4 protein-coding genes are annotated in these 2,283 nt (G+C 66.4%); 3 read left to right on the forward strand and 1 reads right to left on the reverse strand.

Annotation, left to right across the window (positions count from 1 at the left end; genetic code table 11):
• The 3 genes from F8C90_RS11465 to F8C90_RS10665 all read left to right on the forward strand — a co-directional run.
• Nucleotides 1-99 (forward strand): IS3 family transposase (locus F8C90_RS11465; protein ID WP_158050441.1); only part of this gene is annotated, 99 nt, incomplete at its 5' end.
• Nucleotides 100-396: 297 nt separating this feature from the next.
• On the forward strand, nt 397-1,032 hold the full coding sequence (locus F8C90_RS10660) for a GyrI-like domain-containing protein (protein ID WP_158050481.1): 636 nt from the start codon (nt 397-399) through the stop codon (nt 1,030-1,032).
• Between the two features lie 8 nt (nt 1,033-1,040).
• Nucleotides 1,041-1,328 (forward strand): ATP-binding protein, encoded by a 288-nt coding sequence (locus F8C90_RS10665; RefSeq protein ID WP_170264655.1) that lies wholly within the window; start codon nt 1,041-1,043, stop codon nt 1,326-1,328.
• 79 nt (nt 1,329-1,407) lie between these two features.
• Here F8C90_RS10665 and F8C90_RS10670 read toward each other — a convergent pair.
• On the reverse strand, nt 1,408-2,283 hold an 876-nt coding region (locus tag F8C90_RS10670; protein ID WP_158050483.1), incomplete at its 5' end, for a sensor histidine kinase.

Below are 2,283 nucleotides of genomic sequence, written 5' to 3' on the forward strand. Positions count from 1 at the left end.
AACGAGTACATCGTTTTCTACAACGAGCGCCGCAAGAAGCAATCGCTCGGCTGGATGAGTCCTAGGCAGTATCGGTCAAGCAAGGGATTGGTCGCTTAGGCTGGTCCAAGGAATTGTCCGCACCCCCGAGTTTAGCTTGAGTTTCGGGTTTTGTCCCAGTGCTGTCCCAGTAACGTGTCGCCATGTACCGCAACGTGCCGCCACGTCCAAATGGCGATACAAGCTAGAGCAATCTATACACCAGGTGAAAAACTAAATTTATAGAGTGGGAATAGAACAAACGTTCGATTCTGTGTTATAATATCCTGCAATGGGCGCGGCCTCTTCCGAAGCCGCGCCCATTGCTATATTTGGTCGGATATCGACGGAAACCCAAGCTCAGGGAGGTTTGTTGCGATGGCATACGATTTCAAGAAGGAGTTCAGGGAGCTCTACAGGCCGTCGGGCAAGCCGGGCGTCGTAACCGTTCCGCCTATGAGCTACGTTGCCGTGCGGGGCAAGGGCGATCCCAATGCCGAAGGCGGCGAGTACCAGAACGCGTTGCCGCTGCTCTACGGCGTCGCATATGCCATCAAGATGTCGAAGAAGGGCCCGCGGGAAATCGAGGGCTATTTCGACTTCGTTGTTCCGCCGGTCGAGGGCTTCTGGTGGCAAGACCGCGCCGATGGCGAGATTGATTATGCGCGGAAGGATGACTTCAACTTCATCTCGTGCATCCGTCTGCCCGATTTCGTCACTCGCGAGGACTTCGACTGGGCAGTTTCGGAAGCTGCCGCCAAGAAGAAGCTGGACTTCTCGGCGGTCGAGCTGCTGAGGGTCGACGAGGGCCTTTGCGTTCAGTGCATGCATACCGGGCCTTACGACGACGAGCCGGCGACCATAGACGCCATGCGCGCATTCGCGGCGGAACGGGGCTACGCCCCCGACTTCTCCGAAGCCCGTCTGCATCACGAGATTTACCTCTCCGACCCGCGCAAGTGCGCGCCGGAGAAGCTCAAGACCGTGATCCGTCATCCCATAAAGTTGATTTAGCGAAGCGAATGACGCCGATCGCTTCGGCTTTTTGGGGGCTCGCCGTGGCGTGGGCGGCAGCGGGACGCGCCCTGCGACCGGTGGCGGAGGCCGAGGCGCGGGAGCGCGCGTTCGTTTGCACCGCCTCGCACGGCCTCGTCACCCCGCTCATGGCGGTGACCGCGAACTGCGACGTGCTTGAGGCGGAGGCATCCGATCAGGCCGGCCTTGCGTCCTGGGTCGCCAACATCCGTGCAGCGGCGGACGAGATGGCGACTCGCATCGCCGACATGCTCATGCACATGGGCGGCGACTAGCCAGGGCGATCCCCGCAACGGGCATTATTATCCGGGAAGCGTTTGGTTGCGAGGCACGCCGGTGTGAGGGCCTGAGTCGTCAGGCCCCGCACAGGGGGACCGCGATGGTGGCCACCGCGCCGCCCGAGGGGCTGTTGGCGAGCGAGACGGAGCCCCCGTGGGCGCTTGCGGCCTCGGAGGCGGCGTGGAGGCCGAGCCCGTAGTGGCGGCCTCCGTCGCGCGAGGAGCGGGATGAGTCGTCTGTGAAGAGGCGCTCGCAGCCGCGTTCGAGGGCGGCGGGAGAGAAGCCCGGTCCGTCGTCGGACACCTCGATGACGAGGTGCCCGCCCGCGACGTCGCAGGAGACCGCCACGCGCGAGCGCGCGTGCTCGGCGGCGTTGGCCACGAGGTTCGCGGCGGCTCGCGCCAGGGTGGTTCGGTCGAGTGGGGCCTCGGGCGCGCCCGCGACAGCGGGGCCCGTGGCCGCGTCGAGCGTCACGCCTCGCGCCCGGGCGATCTGGGCGGCCTCGGCGAGGACCTGCTCGCAGAGCTCGGCCGGCCGCATAGGGGCCCTCTCCGCCCCGCCGGACCCGCGCGAGGCCTCGATGAGCAGGCGCACGTAGCCGTCGAGCCTTTCGACACCGCCGGCTATGTCGCGCGCGGCGGCCGCGAGGTCGGCGTCTTTCTCGTCCTCCAGCTCCTCCGCCACGAAGTCGGCGTTGGCGCGCAGCACGGTGAGCGGCGTCTTGAGGTCGTGGGCGAGCGACGCCACCTGCTCGCGCTGCCCCCGCTCCGCGGCCCAGCGGGCCTCGAGCGACTCGGCGAGGGAGGCCCGCATGGCGTCCATCGCGGCGAGGACGTCGTTCACCTCGCGCACGTTGGTGCTGCCGACCGCGAAGTCGAGCTCCCCCGCGCCGACGCGCCCCGCCGCCGCCGCGAGCGGCGCCATCTTGCGCGAGATCGCGCGGCTCGCGGC

This window comes from Ellagibacter isourolithinifaciens (assembly GCF_008831035.1).
Lineage (GTDB): Bacteria > Actinomycetota > Coriobacteriia > Coriobacteriales > Eggerthellaceae > Ellagibacter > Ellagibacter isourolithinifaciens.